The sequence below is a fragment of the Methylobacterium sp. FW102-HT35C08 genome (assembly GCF_058790235.1).
Map to the genome: position 1 here is coordinate 5,731,237 of NZ_JBYTCL010000002.1, position 15,061 is coordinate 5,746,297.

The following is a 15,061-nucleotide window of genomic DNA, read 5'->3' on the forward strand; positions in this document are numbered from 1 at the left end:
GGGGTAGGGTTCGCCGGCGCCATCGGTTGCCTCACTCGGCAGCCGCGGCGCGCGGGGCGGGGAACAGGTCGGGGAAATACTTGATGACGCTGCTGAGCGGGTTCGAGGCGGCCTGGCCGAGGCCGCAGATCGAGGCGTCCCGCATGCACTGGGACAGCTCGCCCAGGAGCTCGGTGTCCCAGACGCCCTGCTCCATCAGGATGCGGGCCTTCTGGGTCCCGGAACGGCAGGGGGTGCACTGCCCGCAGCTCTCGTCCTCGAAGAACTTCATCAGGTTCAACGCGGCGCCGCGCACATCGTCCCGGTCCGACAGGATTACGACGGCGGCGGACCCGATGAAGCAGCCGTACTTCTCCAGCGTCCCGAAATCGAGCGGGATGTCGTTCATCGACGCCGGCAGGATGCCGCCCGACGCGCCGCCCGGCAGATAGGCCGCGAAGGTGTGGCCGTCTGCCATGCCGCCGCAATACTCGTCGATGAGTTCCTGGATGGTGAGGCCGGCCGGGCCGAGCTTCACCCCCGGTTCCTTCACCCGCCCCGAGACCGAGTAGGACCGCAGCCCGACGCGGTCGTTGCGGCCGTGGCTCTTCCACCAATCGCCGCCCCGCTCGATCAGGTCACGGACCCAGAACAGCGTCTCGATGTTGTTGATCAGCGTCGGACGGTTGAACAGGCCGACCTGGAACGGGAATGGCGGCTTGTGCCGCGGCAGCCCGCGCTTGCCCTCGAGGGACTCGATCAGCGAGGATTCCTCACCGCAGATGTAGGCGCCGGCGCCGCGGCGCAGGTGGATGCGCGGGCCACCCTCGGGGAGCTTCGCGATCTCCCGCGTCAGGATCTCGCGGGAGATGGGGTACTCGTCCCGCAGGTAGATGTAGACCTCCGGCGCCTCGACAACGTGGGCGCCGATCAGCATGCCTTCGAGGAAGCGGTGCGGGTCGGTGTTGAGGTAGAGCTGGTCCTTGAAGGTGCCGGGCTCGCCCTCGTCCCCGTTGACCGCCATCAGCCGGGGCCCGGGCTCGCCGCGCACCGAGCGCCACTTGCGTCCCGTCGGGAATCCTGCGCCGCCGAGGCCGCGCAGGCCGCCGTCGTCGAGCACCTTCAGGATGTCGTCGACCGGAAGGTCGCCGCTGCGGAGCCGGTCGAGGGTCGCGTACCCGCCGGCGGCCCGATAGGCGTCGTAGTCGACATAGTCCGGGACGTGGGCGTGCGTGTCGCCGGCCTCGACCGCGGCCCGCACGGACGCGAGGTCGGCCTTGTGCAGGAAGTTGTGCCCGACCTCGACGGCGGGCGCGTGGTCGCACAGGCCGACGCAGGGCGCGCGCACGACGCGGACGGCGTCGGAGGCGAGTTCCCGCTGGAGCGTCTCCAGCAACGCGTCGGCGCCGAACATCGCGCAGGTGATGCTGTCGCAGACCCGGACGGTCAGCCTCGGGATGGAGGCGTCACCCTCCTTCACCACGTCGAAATGCGCGTAGAAAGTCGCGGTCTCGAACACCTCGGCGAAGGCCAGGGCCATCTCGTCGGCCAGCGCCGCCAAGTGCTCGGCGCTGATCTGGCCGTAGGTGTCCTGGATCAGGTGGAGGTGCTCGATGAGCAGGTCGCGCTGGCGCGAGCGGGAGCCGAGAAGCTCCTCGATCTCGACCTTCGCCCGCGGCTCGACCTGGCGCCCCTTGGGTACGCTGCGCGCCTTGTTCCGCCCCCGGCCGGGATGCGAGAAGGTCCTGACTGTCCCCGGTGCCTCACTCATTGCGGTATCTGGTTCTCAACTGCTGGGGCGGGTGGTCGCGGCGTCCCGCGGTCCGATCGGATCTACTGGCCGCCGAAGGCCCGGAGCGGCTGGCCGGCCTCGGACCGGTGTTTCATCGCGACGGCTCCTGTCGCCTCGTCCAGGGACGTGATCCTGGGCCCAACGACGGACCGGAGCTCGGTCTCGAACGCGTCGAGGGCGTCGTTCAGGCGGTCCATCAGGGAATTCGGGGCGTCTCCGGCCGGGGAAGCGACAGCTTTCGCGAGCGCGTCGCGGACCTGGTCGGTGAGCTCCTGCGTGAGCGGCGGTTTCGCGTCGGCGCAGTAGGCGTCCGTCACGATGTCGGCCCAGTCCGCCGCAGGGGATGCGTCGCCCATGCTCATGCCTGCGCGATCGAGGGAAGGTTGAAGTCGTGCATGGCGTGCCCGTTCGGGTCCGTTGGCGTGGCGTTCGCTCGTGGCATACCAAATGGCAGCCGTTATAGCGCAGGTGTTATATCGTTTTTGAAGGCGTTTCAATTTGCGCGGGGCCGCAGTCACGCGTCCCGGGGCGTGGCTGATGCTTGCCCTGAGCCGTCGAGCGGGGCAGTGGAAACGTCACGAGGGGGGGCAGTGGTGTCCGGCATGCGCGTAATCGGACTTGCCGGGTGGAGCGGGGCTGGCAAGACCAACCTGCTGGTTCGTGCCATCCCCTTGCTCGTCGCCCGCGGGGTGAAGGTGGCGACCATCAAGCACGCGCACCACGACTTCGACACCGACTGGCCCGGGAAGGACTCGTACGAGCACCGCAGGGCGGGGGCGAGCGAGGTTCTCGTGTCGTCGGGTCGCCGGTGGGCCCAGGTCCACGAGCTGCGGGATGAGGAGGAAGCGACCCTGGGTCAGCTCCTGCGGCGGATCAGCCCCTGCGACCTCATCGTCGTGGAAGGGTACAAGCGGGAGCCGATCCCCAAGATCGAGGTCCATCGCGCCGACAACGGCCGCCCGCCCATCCATCCTCTGGACACCACCATCGTGGGCATCGCGAGCGACGTCGCATTTCCGGCATCGGTCATTCCCGTCGTAGATTTGAACGACGCGGAGGCGGTGACGGGGCTGATGCTCGGGGTGGCCGTTTCCTTCGAAGACGTCCTCGGGAGGCTCTAGCCGGATGGCCCAGCTCAGCGACGACTGCTTCGCGTTCGGCGGTCCTTTGATGACCATTGAGGACGCGCACGCGCTGTTCGGCGAGCGGCTCGTCGCGGTCGTCGGCACCGAGGACGTTCCCGTTCTGGAGGCCGACGGACGCATCCTGGCCGAGGATTGCGTCGCGCCCATCGACGTCCCGCCGTTCCCCAACTCGGCCGTCGACGGCTACGCGGTCCGTTTCGCGGACCTGCGCGCCTCCGATGCGACGATTCTGCCGGTCGGGGCGGTCGTCGCGGCCGGCGGCTCCTCCGAAGGCGTGTCGGTGGCGGGCTCGGCCGCCCGGATCTTCACCGGGGCCCCGATGCCGGTGGAGGCCGACACCGTCTTCATGCAGGAGGACGTCCACGTCCTGCCCGACGGCCGGGTGTCCTTGCCGCTCGGGCTGAAGCGCGGCGCCAACAGCCGCGACGCCGGCGAGGATGCGGCGAAGGGCTCGTCGATCATCCCGGCCGGCCGGCGTCTCCGGCCGCAGGACTTGGCTCTGGCGACCGCGGTCGGCCTGCGCACGTTGAAGGTCCGCCGCACCCTGCGGGTCGGCGTGTTCTCGACGGGCAACGAGCTCGTCGAGCCGGGTGCGCCCTTGAGGCCAGGCGCGATCTACGACTCGAACCGCATCCTGCTGCTTGCCCTTCTCCGGCGGATGGGCGTCACGGCGCGTGACCTCGGGGTCATCCGTGACGACCCGGCGGCACTCGCGGCGAGGCTCTCGGCGGCGGCCGCCGAGCATGACGTGATCCTGACGTCGGGCGGCGTGTCGACCGGCGACGAGGATCATGTGAAGACCGCCGTCGAGACCGTCGGGCGCCTCGTGTTCTGGAGGCTGGGGATCAAGCCGGGACGGCCGGTCGCGATGGGCATGATCGACGGCAAGCCGTTCCTGGGCCTGCCGGGCAACCCGGTGGCTGTCTACGTCACCCTGGTGTTCGTCGTGCGGCCGCTCCTCGCCCGGCTCGCCGGCGAGGCTTACGCGCCGCCGCGCGGATTCACCGTCAGGGCGGCCTTCTCCTATCGGAAGCGCGCGGGCCGCAGGGAGTTCGTCAGGGCCAGCCTCGCTCAGGACGCCGACGGCACCTGGGAAGCCCGGAAGTTCCAGCGCGACGGCGCGGGCATGCTGTCATCGCTCACCGATACCGACGGCCTCGTGGAGCTGGAGGAGGGCCGGATCGAGGTCGTGCCGGGCGACGTCGTGCGGTTCCATCCGCACGAAGCCCTCTGGTAGCGAAGCCGTACTCAGAGCCTCGCCAGACACAGACCGCGCTGGAGCATTGCCGGGCTCGGGCTTCCGTTATATCAATTCTGCTATATCGCTTGTGATTGGCCGTGCGAACGGCCGCTCGATCGGCGGGCTTGGGCAACGATGTTCGATGGTGTCTGGCGGAGCCAAGCAGGCGCGGAACTTCGCCTCCTCCAGATGGGTGAGGCCGTCTCCGGGACCTACACCGCCGCCAATCCCGGCTTTGCGCAGACGAGTCGAAGCCGCATCCTCGTCGGCACGGCCGAGGGCGACATCATCGGCTTCGTGACCAGCACGTCGTCGCCACAGGAAATCACGGCCTGGACCGGGCGTCTCGTCCGGGCCGACGAAAAAACGGCCGAGGAGATCCACGCGGTCTTCCATGCCGTCGAACGGTGTTCGCAGCCGAAGGCCGTGGACGGTCACATCGCGCTCGAAACGACCATCTTCTCAAAGGTCGAGAACGCCTGTTCATAAAGGCAGAGCCTCGTCCCTCCTCGATCTTGTTCTGAGGAACGGGAGGAGAAATCGAGGCGACGCGCGGTCGGCGCATCGATTGCCGACAAAGATCGGCTTCCCCTCACCGCAACCGTTCCGAGGACAGGCGCGGGTCGACTGCCCCCGCTGTGTGAATCGCCTCTCGAGGATTACGACGAGCTGTGCGGTTCTTCCCTCGGCCTATTCTCGTCGTGAAATCGCTCTTGTAGCCAAAAGCTGGTTCCGGTTCTCGATGAGTGTATTAGATGCTCAATGCAGGTGTGATCAATCGGACTCGATTTGAATATTGAGTACATTTCGCGCCGCGAGGGAGGGCATATGGGCACACACTCTGGTCGAACGGCAGACGAGTGGGCCGGCATCATCAGCGAGGCGTATGCTGCTAAAACACGGCCGCCCTTGACGCGCCAACTCGTGACGGAGGTCCGTCAGGTGATCGCCGAGGCGCTTCGGGAAGCAGAAGCAGCGAACAGCCCGGACAGTGAATGGTGCGAGCGCGTCAACCTCGTTCTGGATCGCAGCGAGATGTCCCTCCATGCAGCCGTGGGGCCTCGGCTTGCCGCGATCGATGATGCTGCAGGAACGGCCGTGATGATGCACCGGTCGGAAGCGGGGCGACCCTTGCGCGCCTTCGGCGGGCAATAGCCGATGCGACACGGGATGCACCTGCACTGACCAATGGCGTTTCACAGGCAGCAACACGGGAGCGGCGGGAGCGAGACCATGAGTTCCGTGAATGAGGTGTGTGAGGTCACCGGCCCCGGACCGGCATGGCCAGCCGCCAATGCGGATTGGCCGACGATCCGTGACTGGCGCAAGGAAACCCGGGAGCGACTGATCGCGCGGCGTACCAGCATCTCGGCCGAGGATCGGTCCGCTTGGAGCGAGAGGATCAGCCGGACCCTGGAAGCGGCTCTCGAGCCGTACGCCGGCAGACTGATCGGCTTCTACTGGCCGTTCCGGGGCGAGTATGATCCACGAGCCGTTCTCACCGCGATGCGGGAGCGCGGCTCACGCCTAGCTCTGCCGGTGATCGTCGAACGCGGGCAGCCGCTCGTCTTCCGGGAGTGGTCCCCTGGCAGCCTGATGGTGCAAGGAACTTGGAAGATCCCGATGCCTGAATCGGGCGAGGCAGTCTTCCCGGACCTCCTCGTGGTGCCGCTGGTCGGGTTCGACAGGCAGGGCTACCGGCTCGGCTATGGCGGCGGCTTTTATGACCGGACCATTGCCGCAATGCCGGAGAGGCCGCGCACCGTTGGTGTCGGCTTCGAACTCGGACGCCTGGAAACAATCTGCCCGCAGTCGCACGACATTCCGCTGGAGCGGATCATCACGGAGGGATGACGTGACCTGAAAGGTCGACTTCCGACTGCTCTGATCGGGTGAGTACACCGAGGGTACTCGTCGAAGGTGTCGGTGACTCATGAAGCCGACATTCTGCAGTCGGTCCCAGTCTGCCTTCGCGGGTTGCGGGCCGAACTTCGATTTACGGCGCGCTGTAGACCGGATCCCTATGCCGTAAGTCGAGTTGGGCAACATACGTAACGCAGCGGTTGGACAATCGAGCGCGTCCAGGGCTGTCTGATTGACGTGGCCCGGCGCGGCAGGCGGCCCTGGACGGTGCGGCCTGTGTCGGGCGCCGGATCACCTTTCCCTGTCGACGGATGTCCGGGAGGGAGGGCGTCGGTTCCCGCGCTGCCGCTCCGACGGGCCGGTCGAGCGAAAGCGGATCCCGATCTCAACCCCAGCACAGGACGCCCCGCAGACTCGCCGAGCGCGGCCGTTGACGCCGGCTCTGGCCCCGGCTTTGCTGGAGGCCGAAACCCGAAGGCCACGAGAGCCCCAACCCAATGCCCGTCCTCGAACGGATCCGCGACTTCGCCGACACGATGCAGGCGTGGCGCCACGACCTGCACGCCCATCCCGAGCTGCTCTACGACGTGGAGCGGACGGCCGGATTCGTCGCCGAGAAACTCCGGACCTTCGGCTGCGACGAGGTGGTGACCGGCATCGGCCGCACCGGTGTGGTGGGCGTGATCCGCGGCAGGGGCCACAGCTCCAACCGCGCCATCGGCCTGCGCGCCGACATGGACGCCCTGCCCATCCAGGAGGTGCGGGACCTGCCCTACCGCTCCACCGTCCCGGGCATGATGCATGCCTGCGGCCATGACGGGCACACGACCATGCTCCTCGGGGCCGCCAAGTACCTCGCCGAGACCCGCGATTTCGACGGCGCCGCCGTGCTGATCTTCCAGCCCGCCGAGGAAGGCGGCGGTGGCGGCGAGGCCATGGTCGAGGACGGGCTGATGGAGCGGTTCGGCGTCGAGTCGGTCTATGGGATGCACAACATCCCCGGCATGAAGATCGGCACCTTCGCGGTCCGGCCCGGGCCGATCATGGCGTCCACCGACCGCTTCACCATCACCATCGAGGGCCGGGGTGGCCACGCGGCCCTGCCGCAGAACGCCGTCGACAGCGTGCTGGTGTCGAGCCACGTGATCATCGCCCTGCAGAGCATCGTGTCGCGCAACCTCGACCCGGTGCAGTCCGCGGTGGTCTCGGTCTGTACCCTCGAAGCCGGCGAGGCCTTCAACGTGCTGCCGCAGACCGTGACCCTGCGGGGCACCGTGCGCACCCTGTCCCAGGCGGTGCGGACGCAGGTCCGGACGCGGATCGAGACCCTGGTGGCCGAGATCGCCGCGGGCTTCGGCGCCACCGGCGTCACCGAGTTCGGCGGCAGCTACCCGGTCACCGAGAACCATCCGGCCGAGACGGTTTTCATGGCCGACGTCGCCGAGGCTGTGGTCGGTGGGGAGAACGTCGACCGCGCGGTGGCGCCGATGATGACCGCCGAGGACTTCTCCTACATGCTCGAGCGCCGCCCCGGCGCCTACATGTTCATCGGCAACGGCGACAGTGCCTCACTCCACCACCCGCATTACGACTTCAACGACGCGGCCGCGCCGTACGGGGCTTCCCTGTGGGCGCGCCTGATCGAGACGGGGCTGCCGCTCACGGCCTGAAACGCCTGCCGACCCTCGCCGAGGCCGTCCCGGTCTGGCTGCGGGTGGCGGCCCTATCGTTCGGCGGCCCGGCCGGGCAGATCGCCGTGATGCACCGCATCCTGGTGGAGGAGCGGCGCTGGATCTCGGAGCGCCGCTTCCTGCACGGGCTCGGCTTCTGCACGCTCCTGCCCGGGCCGGAGGCGCAGCAGCTCGCGACCTATATCGGCTGGCTGATGCACGGGCCCGCAGGCGGCCTCGTGGCGGGCGGGCTGTTCGTCCTGCCGGGGCTTCTTGCCCTGATGGCGCTGAGCTGGCTCTACGTGCTGTACGGCCATGTCGATGTCGTCGCCGGCCTGTTCTTCGGGCTGAAGGCGGCGGTGCTGGCGATCGTGCTGCACGCCCTCTGGCGGCTCGGCGGCCGCGCCCTGCGCGACCGGACGGACCGGCTCGTCGCCCTCGCGGCCTTCGTGGCGATCTTCGCGCTGGCCGTGCCGTTCCCGCTGGTGGTCATCGCGGCCGGCCTGCTGGGCCTCGCCCGCGGCCGGCGCCCGGCCGCCGAGACCAATGCGGCGCCCGCGGACGAGGCGGACGTGGTCATCGGCGAGGCGGCGCTGCCGCGGGAGCGCGTCGGCGCCGCGGCCTCGCTGCGCGTGGCCGCCCTGTGGCTGGCGATCTGGCTCCTGCCAGTGGCGGCGCTGCTCGTCCTGCCCGGCGTGCCGCCGGTCTTCGGGCAGACGGCCCTGTTCTTCTCCAAGATGGCGCTCGTCACCTTCGGGGGCGCCTACGCGGCCCTGGCCTACGTGGCCCAGCAGGCGGTGGAGCATTACGGCTGGCTGCAGCCCGGCGAGATGCTCGACGGGCTCGGACTCGCCGAGACCACCCCCGGCCCGCTGATCATGGTGCTCCAGTTCGTGGGCTTCCTGGCGGGCTTCCGGGCGCCCGGCACCCTGCCGCCGCTCGTCTCCGGGACGCTCGCGGGGCTCCTCACCACCTGGGTCACCTTCGTGCCGTGCTTCCTGTGGATCTTCGCCGGCGCGCCGCTGATCGGGCGCCTGCGCGGCAGCCGCCGGCTCGCGGGCGCGCTCTCGGCGATCACCGCCGCGGTGGCCGGGGTGATCCTCAACCTCGCGGTGTGGTTCGGATTGCGGACGCTGTTTGCCCAGGTGGAGACGGTTCCGCTCGGGCCGCTGCGCCTCGACCTGCCGGTGCCGACGAGCCTCGACCCGGCCGCCCTGGCGCTGACGCTCGCCGCCATCCTGGCGGTGTTCCGCTTCGAGCTCGGCACGCTGCAGACCCTCGCGCTGTGCGCCGGGGCCGGGATGCTGCTGCGGCAGGCGGGGCTCGCCTGAGCCGCGCCGTCATCGCGCGCGGCGATCCGATAATGCGATACCCGAAAGGACCCAAAGCTCGCCATCACAGCCCGTCATCCCGGAGACGCGCAGCGGAGCCCGGGATCCAGAGCCGCCGAGGCGCCGGATTATGGGCCACGGAGTCTCTGGGTTTCGGGCTCGCTTTCGGCGCCCCGGAACGACGATGGTGATCCGTCTCGCACACGGGCCCTGATACGACTCGACCGATGCCCCCGCGCGCGGCGCCGAGGCCGGATCAGCCGCCGTAGCGCGCCTTCAGCAGCGCGTAGGTCAGCCGCGCGGTCTGGACCTCGCCGCCTTCGGGGCGACCGGGCTTGGTGGACGGATTCCAGCCGTAGAGGTCGAAATGGCCGTGGGCCTTGGTCTTCGGCGCGAAGCGGCGCAGGAACAGGGCGGCAGTGATGGCACCCGCGAACGGGCCGCCCGAGACGTTGTTGAGATCGGCCACCTTGGACTCGAGCAGGCTCGCGTAGGGCGCGTGCAGCGGCATGCGCCAGACCGGGTCGATCGCCCGCAGCCCGGCCTCCGTCACGGCGCCGGCCAGAGCCTCGTCCTCGGTGAAGAAGGCCGGGAGGTCCGGCCCGAGCGCCACGCGCGCAGCACCCGTGAGCGTCGAGAAGTCGAGGATCAGCTCCGGGCCCTCCGCGTCCGCCAGGGTCAGCGCGTCGGCGAGGATCAGCCGGCCCTCCGCGTCGGTGTTGCCGATCTCGACGCTGAGGCCGGCCCGGCTCGGCAGCACGTCGCCCGGGCGGAAGGCGTTCCCGGACACCGCGTTCTCCACGGCGGGGATCAGCACGCGCAGGCGCAGGTTCAGGCCGGCGCCCATCACCATGTCGGCGGCGGCCAGCGCCGCGGCGGCGCCGCCCATGTCCTTCTTCATCAGCAGCATCGCGGCCGACGGCTTGATGTCGAGACCACCGGTATCGAAGGCGACGCCCTTGCCGACCAGGGTCACACGCGGCGCCTCGGCCGGTCCCCAGGTCAGGTCGATCAGACGGGGCGCCCGCGGCGAGGCGGCGCCGACCGCGTGGATCAGCGGAAACTCCCGTTCCAGGGCATCGCCCTGCGTGACGCTGACGGCGGCGCCGTGGCGCGCGGCGAGCGCCCGCGCGGCGGCCTCGATCTCGTCGGGCCCGAGATCGTTGGCCGGCGTGTTGACGAGATCGCGGCCCAGCGCCATCGCGGCGGCGACCCGCTCCACCTCGGCGGCATCGATGCCGGCCGGCGCCACGATGCGCGCCTTGGTTCCGCCCGCGGAGCGATAGCGGCCGAACCGGTAGCTTCCCATCAGCCAGGCGAGGGCGGCCTCGGCGGGTTCGGGCGCGTTCTCCAGGCGGAAGGTGCCCTCGGGCAGCAGGCCGGGCAGCTTGCCGGCGAGCAGCCGGTCGTAGGCTCCCGCCTCGGGATCACCGAGGCCGAACAGCACCCGGGCGAGGGTGCCATCCGGGCCGGGCAGCAGGGCGAGGCTGCCCGCCTTCGGCTTGAACCCGACGGCGTTCGCGAAGCTGCGCTGGAGCGGCGGCAGGGCAGCCTCGGTCTCCGCCCAGTTCGCCGTGGTCACCAAGGTGACCGGCACGGCCGGCGTGTCGCCGGGCAGCAGAGCGGGCGTCGATGCCTGGGTATCGGCCTGGGTCATGTGCCTCTCATGCGCCGTCGAGACCGGCGGCTTAACCGGTGATTAGGGTTAACGCTCTATCACCGGCCGGCCGGGGGCGTGAAGCACGCGCCAGAGCCCTGGGCTGAGCTGGCGGCGGAGCGCACGATGATGACGGCCCTGATCCGGGTCCCGGGACCTGCGGCATCCGCCGGACGCCGCGTAACGCTCTTGGCGATGTTCGTCGCCCTCGGGCTCGCCGGCTGCAACACCCGCTCCCCCGAGACCACTGGCTCGATCGGCGAGCTCGGTGGACGGCCGCCGGCCGCGCGTCAGGAGACGGCGTCCCTGGCCGAGCGCTTCAACGCCAATCCCGGCGACGCTCGCGTGGCGATCGCCTATGCCCGCGCCCTGCGGGCGAACGACCAGATCAGCCAGGCCTCGGCGGTCCTGCAGCAGGCCGCCCTGCGCAACCCGCGCGATACGGCGCTCCTCGGCGCCTACGGCAAGTCGCTGGTCGAGGCCGGCCGCTTCCGGGAGGCGATCGACGTGCTCGCCAACGCCCATTCGCCGGCCGCGCCCGATTGGCGGATCCTGTCGGCGCAGGGCTCGGCCTCCGCGCAGCTCGGCGAGCAGACCCGCGCACAGAGCTTCTACGAGGCCGCCCTCAAGATCCGACCGAACGAGCCCTCGCTCCTGTCCAATCTCGGCCTGTCCTACGCGCTGTCGCGAAACCTCGACCAGGCCGAGCAGACCCTGCGGCTCGCCGCCGACCAGCCCGGCGCCGATGCGCGGGTGCGGGCGAATCTCGCCATGGTGCTGGGTCTCAAAGGCCGCTTCGCCGATGCCGAGGCGCTCCTGCGCCGCGACATGAGCCCCGAGGAGGCGGCCGCCAATGTCGCATCCCTGCGCAAGCTCGCGGCCCAGCCGAACCGGTCCAAGGTGCTGCCGGGGGGAAGCATCCCGGGCTAGGGTCGCGATAGCTTCGGCTGGATTGCTCCGGCCCCATCGTCCTTGGAGCAGAGCGAAGCAATCCAGGGCAGCCGCACCGTCATTCCGGGTCGCCCCGGGCGAGCCCGGACCCGAAGGGGCACGCTGGAGGCTGGCAATCCAGAACCGCTTTCGGTGCCGGGTTGTGGCGACTCGGTGGGTCTGGATCCCGGGCTCCGCTGCGCGGCCCCGGGATGACCGGCTGATGCGGCTCCGAGATCGTGCGGCAGACCTGAACGGGTGTCACAGCCGGCCGCCTCCGCTCGTCCATCGTATCTCCGACAGGAAAACGCGCCTGTCATCGCGACCCGGTAGCGGCCAGATTCGAAAAGTTCTATATCCCTCCCTGGCTGCGCCGCGCGGCTCCACGGGCGTCCAAATCGCCCCCGCGCATCGTCTCCTGCCCGGGCACTCCCGGGGCGGCGCGCGCCCGTCGGGCGCTACACAGGCCGAACACAACTTCGTAGCGCAGGTCTTGCCTGCGCGTGTTCGACAACCCGCAGCGAGGATAGAACCAGCCGTGCCCTCACTCGACAGCTTCAAGGCCCGCCAGACGCTCGAAGCCGGCGGCAAGACCTACACCTACTATTCCATTCCCGCGGCCGAGAAGAACGGCCTCGCCTCCGCAGCCGCGCTGCCCTTCTCCATGAAGGTCATTCTGGAGAACCTGCTTCGCTACGAGGACGATCGCTCGGTCAAGAAGGCCGATATCGAGGCCGCCGTCGGCTGGCTCGACCAGAAGGGCAAGGCCGAGGTCGAGATCGCGTTCCGCCCCTCGCGCGTGCTGATGCAGGACTTCACCGGCGTGCCGGCGGTGGTCGATCTCGCGGCGATGCGCGACGCCATGGTGGCGCTCGGCGGCGACCCGCAGAAGATCAACCCGCTGGTGCCGGTGGACCTCGTCATCGACCACTCGGTGATCGTCGATGAGTTCGGCACCCCGAAGGCGCTGGCCGACAACGTCGCCCTGGAATACGAGCGCAACGGTGAGCGCTACACCTTCCTGAAATGGGGCCAATCGGCCTTCGACAACTTCTCGGTGGTGCCCCCGGGCACCGGCATCTGCCACCAAGTCAATCTGGAATACCTGTCGCAGACCGTCTGGACCAAGTCCGAGAATGGCTCCGACGTGGCCTACCCGGATTCGCTGGTCGGCACCGATTCGCACACCACCATGGTCAACGGCATGGCGGTGCTGGGCTGGGGCGTCGGCGGCATCGAGGCCGAGGCGGCCATGCTCGGCCAGCCGCTGTCGATGCTGATCCCCGAGGTCGTGGGCTTCAGGCTGTCGGGCAAGCTGCCCGAGGGCACCACCGCCACCGACCTCGTGCTCACCGTCACCCAGATGCTGCGCAAGAAGGGCGTGGTCGGCAAGTTCGTGGAGTTCTACGGCCCCGGCCTCGACGACATGGCGGTCGCCGACCGGGCCACGATCTCCAACATGGCCCCCGAGTACGGCGCGACCTGCGGCTTCTTCCCGGTCGACCAGAAGACCATCGACTTCCTGAAGGTCACCGGCCGCTCGGACGACCGGATCGCCCTGGTCGAGGCCTACGCGAAGGCGCAGGGCATGTGGCGCGACGCCAGCACGCCCGACCCGGTCTTCACCGACACGCTGGAGCTCGACATGGGCGAGGTCCGTCCGTCGCTGGCCGGCCCGAAGCGCCCACAGGACCGCGTGCTCCTCGACGGCGCCAAGCCCGGCTTCGCGGCCTCCATGGAGACCGAGTTCAAGAAGGCCGCCGACCTCGCGCGCCGCTACCCGGTCGAGGGCACCAACTTCGACATCGGGCACGGTGACGTGGTGATCGCCGCGATCACGAGCTGCACCAACACGTCGAACCCCTCGGTGATGATCGGCGCCGGGCTGCTCGCCCGCAACGCCGTTGCCAAGGGCCTGCGCTCCAAGCCGTGGGTGAAGACCTCGCTGGCGCCCGGATCGCAGGTGGTCGGCGAGTACCTGGAGAAGTCCGGCCTGCAGGAGCCGCTGGACGCGCTCGGCTTCAACCTCGTGGGCTTCGGCTGCACGACCTGCATCGGCAATTCCGGCCCGCTGCCGGAGGCGATCTCCAAGGCGATCAACGACAACGACGTCGTCGCCGCGGCGGTGCTCTCGGGCAACCGCAACTTCGAGGGCCGCGTGAACCCCGACGTGCGGGCGAACTACCTCGCCTCGCCGCCGCTGGTCGTCGCCTACGCGCTCGCCGGCTCGCTCCAGATCGACATCACCACGGAGCCGCTAGGCCAGGGTTCCGACGGCAAGCCGGTCTACCTGAAGGACATCTGGCCGACCTCGGCCGAGGTTCAGCAGTTCATTGAGGAGAACATCACCTCGGCGCTGTTCAAGTCGCGCTACGCCGACGTGTTCGGCGGCGACCAGAACTGGAAGGACGTCCAGGTTACCGAGGCCGAGACCTTCGCGTGGAACCCGGGCTCCACCTACGTGCAGAACCCGCCCTACTTCGTCGGCATGGAGAAGACCCCGAAGCCGGTGGAGGACATCGCGGATGCGCGCATCCTCGGCCTGTTCCTCGACTCGATCACCACCGACCACATCTCGCCGGCGGGCAACATCCGCGCGGCGTCACCGGCCGGCGCCTACCTGCAGTCGCATCAGGTGCGCGTGCAGGACTTCAACCAGTATGGCACGCGACGCGGCAACCACGAGGTGATGATGCGGGGCACCTTCGCCAACATCCGCATCAAGAACCAGATGGTGCGGGACGAAACCGGCACCGTGGTCGAGGGCGGGTGGACGCTCTTCCAGCCCTCGGGCGAGAAGATGTTCATCTACGATGCGGCGCAGAAGTACGCCGAGCAGCACACGCCGCTCGTCATCTTCGCCGGCAAGGAGTACGGCACCGGCTCGTCGCGCGACTGGGCGGCGAAGGGCACGAAGCTACTCGGTGTGCGCGCCGTGGTGGCCGAGAGCTTCGAGCGCATCCACCGCTCGAACCTCGTCGGGATGGGCGTGGTGCCGCTGGTCTTCCAGGGTGACACGAGCTGGCAGTCGCTGGGCCTGAAGGGTGACGAGACCGTCACCATCAAGGGCCTCGCCGGCGAGCTGAAGCCCCGCCAGACGCTGATTGCGGAGATCAAGTCCGCCGACGGTTCGGTGAAGCAGGTCCCGCTGACCTGCCGGATCGATACCCTCGACGAGCTGGAGTACTTCCGCAACGGCGGCATCCTTCCTTACGTGCTGCGCTCGCTCGCGGCCTGATCAGGTCGGGTCCTTTCGGAGAGGCGATTGCTGCCGATCCGTCATCCCGGGGCCGCGCAGCGGAGCCCGGGATCCAGATCCGCCGCGGTGTCAGAATGGGCACCGTTGCGGTTCTGATTTCCGGGCTCGCCTTCGGCGCTCGGGAATGACGGTGCGAGGCGCCGGCCCAGCCCGGACAGCATGAGGTGGCGCTCAACCGGGCGCCGCCTCATTTGC

At 69.3% G+C, this 15,061-nt stretch carries 12 protein-coding genes; 9 read left to right on the plus strand and 3 right to left on the minus strand.

Annotated features, from left to right (window positions below; genetic code table 11):
* Positions 1-31 precede the first annotated feature (31 nt).
* Both AC3WSN_RS27430 and AC3WSN_RS27435 read right to left on the minus strand, forming a co-directional pair.
* Positions 32-1,750, minus strand: coding sequence for an NAD(P)H-dependent oxidoreductase subunit E (locus tag AC3WSN_RS27430; protein WP_492542272.1), 1,719 nt, complete (start codon positions 1,748-1,750; stop codon positions 32-34).
* Positions 1,751-1,812: 62 nt separating this feature from the next.
* Positions 1,813-2,127: a hypothetical protein gene (locus AC3WSN_RS27435; RefSeq protein WP_192707325.1), complete on the minus strand. Its 315-nt coding sequence runs from the start codon at positions 2,125-2,127 to the stop codon at positions 1,813-1,815.
* Positions 2,128-2,373: 246 nt separating this feature from the next.
* Between AC3WSN_RS27435 and mobB the strand changes: the two genes are divergently transcribed.
* The 7 genes from mobB (at position 2,374) to chrA (ending at position 9,020) form a co-directional block, all read left to right on the plus strand.
* Entirely contained in the window at positions 2,374-2,892 is a 519-nt protein-coding gene (gene mobB / locus AC3WSN_RS27440; RefSeq protein ID WP_492543286.1) for a molybdopterin-guanine dinucleotide biosynthesis protein B, read from the plus strand.
* 4 nt (positions 2,893-2,896) lie between these two features.
* Positions 2,897-4,153: a molybdopterin molybdotransferase MoeA gene (locus tag AC3WSN_RS27445; RefSeq protein ID WP_492542274.1), complete on the plus strand. Its 1,257-nt coding sequence runs from the start codon at positions 2,897-2,899 to the stop codon at positions 4,151-4,153.
* A 138-nt stretch (positions 4,154-4,291) separates the two neighbouring features.
* Positions 4,292-4,645, plus strand: coding sequence for an avidin/streptavidin family protein (locus tag AC3WSN_RS27450; RefSeq protein WP_492542276.1), 354 nt, complete (start codon positions 4,292-4,294; stop codon positions 4,643-4,645).
* Positions 4,646-4,984: 339 nt separating this feature from the next.
* Complete coding sequence (locus AC3WSN_RS27455; RefSeq protein WP_492542277.1) at positions 4,985-5,311, plus strand: hypothetical protein; 327 nt, start codon at positions 4,985-4,987, stop codon at positions 5,309-5,311.
* Positions 5,312-5,389: 78 nt separating this feature from the next.
* The gene (locus AC3WSN_RS27460; RefSeq protein ID WP_492543288.1) at positions 5,390-6,010 is read left to right on the plus strand and encodes a 5-formyltetrahydrofolate cyclo-ligase; all 621 of its coding nucleotides are present in this window, start codon (positions 5,390-5,392) and stop codon (positions 6,008-6,010) included.
* A 506-nt stretch (positions 6,011-6,516) separates the two neighbouring features.
* Positions 6,517-7,689 (plus strand): M20 aminoacylase family protein, encoded by a 1,173-nt coding sequence (locus AC3WSN_RS27465; RefSeq protein ID WP_192706362.1) that lies wholly within the window; start codon positions 6,517-6,519, stop codon positions 7,687-7,689.
* Positions 7,647-9,020 carry a chromate efflux transporter gene (gene chrA / locus AC3WSN_RS27470; RefSeq protein ID WP_492542279.1) on the plus strand — a complete coding sequence of 458 codons (1,374 nt, stop codon included), beginning with the start codon at positions 7,647-7,649 and terminating at the stop codon, positions 9,018-9,020. Before AC3WSN_RS27465 ends, chrA begins: the two co-directional genes overlap by 43 nt.
* Before the next feature lie 256 nt (positions 9,021-9,276).
* Here the strand turns inward: chrA and AC3WSN_RS27475 are convergent, their stop codons facing one another.
* Positions 9,277-10,677, minus strand: coding sequence for a leucyl aminopeptidase family protein (locus tag AC3WSN_RS27475; RefSeq protein ID WP_492542281.1), 1,401 nt, complete (start codon positions 10,675-10,677; stop codon positions 9,277-9,279).
* Between the two features lie 126 nt (positions 10,678-10,803).
* On the opposite strand from AC3WSN_RS27475, the gene AC3WSN_RS27480 reads away from it, so the two are divergent.
* Positions 10,804-11,607 carry a tetratricopeptide repeat protein gene (locus AC3WSN_RS27480; RefSeq protein WP_492542282.1) on the plus strand — a complete coding sequence of 268 codons (804 nt, stop codon included), beginning with the start codon at positions 10,804-10,806 and terminating at the stop codon, positions 11,605-11,607.
* A gap of 538 nt (positions 11,608-12,145) precedes the next feature.
* Complete coding sequence (gene acnA, locus AC3WSN_RS27485) at positions 12,146-14,845, plus strand: aconitate hydratase AcnA (protein ID WP_192706366.1); 2,700 nt, start codon at positions 12,146-12,148, stop codon at positions 14,843-14,845.
* The last annotated feature ends 216 nt before the right edge of the window (positions 14,846-15,061 follow it).